This is a genomic window from Rhizobium rosettiformans W3 (assembly GCF_004912135.1).
GTDB classification, from domain to species: Bacteria; Pseudomonadota; Alphaproteobacteria; order Rhizobiales; family Rhizobiaceae; genus Allorhizobium; species Allorhizobium rosettiformans.
In genome coordinates, this window is record NZ_STGU01000078.1 from 1 (window position 1) to 732 (window position 732).

At 57.0% G+C, this 732-nt stretch carries 2 protein-coding genes; both read right to left on the reverse strand.

Annotated features, from left to right (window positions below):
* Window positions 1–9 precede the first annotated feature (9 nt).
* Window positions 10–153, reverse strand: coding sequence for a helix-turn-helix domain-containing protein (locus FAA86_RS25270; RefSeq protein WP_425467459.1), 144 nt, complete (start codon window positions 151–153; stop codon window positions 10–12).
* Window positions 154–166: 13 nt separating this feature from the next.
* Complete coding sequence (locus FAA86_RS24415; RefSeq protein ID WP_167495092.1) at window positions 167–592, reverse strand: Crp/Fnr family transcriptional regulator; 426 nt, start codon at window positions 590–592, stop codon at window positions 167–169.
* Between the last annotated feature and the right edge of the window lie 140 nt (window positions 593–732).

Consider the following 732-nt stretch of genomic DNA (forward strand, 5'->3'; position numbering starts at 1 on the left):
ACATCCCGCTCAGACGGATGCTGCGCCATCGGCAATCGCTTGGAGTACCGGTAGATTCAGCAGGGTGACGATTTCGGGCTCATCGAAATCGATTAGCTGAGCCCGTTTGAGCTTGGTAAAGCAGCGGCTTACAGTTTCCAGCGAGAGCCCCAACCAATCGGCCAGATCACCCCGCCCAAGATAGAGGTTGAAGACACGGCTCTCGCTGCCCGCGCGCTGGCGAAAAACGTTCTGAAAGATCGAGGATCGCGCTCGCTACTCGTTCAGGCGCTGTCTTCCGCCCCAGGAGCACGGTGTGCGCTTCGATCCGCTTCATGGCCTCGCCAATCGCGGTGTAGATCTCGGCGACATCGTCGGCATGTTGTCGCTCGATGTAGCAATAGCTCAGCGTTTCGGCAGTCATCCGGTTCTTTTCACCGAGAGCAATTCCGACCAGCCCGCCGGGTCCGATGATGTCGACGATCTGACGACGCCCGTCCGCAAGGGTCTGGGATAGCGCGATACAGCCTTCAGATAACCGAAGCTGATGAACTGTCGGCTGGCCTTGGTGGAAAAGGACTCTGCCAGGCTCGACGAAATCACGCTCTTTCAAGAACCTGGCTTTTGATGAACACGGGACGGGAATGCTGGATTGCGAACTTGGTGAAGTGCTGACAGGCACAACGTGCAACATGACGATACCGGAAGTTGGCCGGTCACGATGCAACGACATCCACCGGCAATAAAACTAGA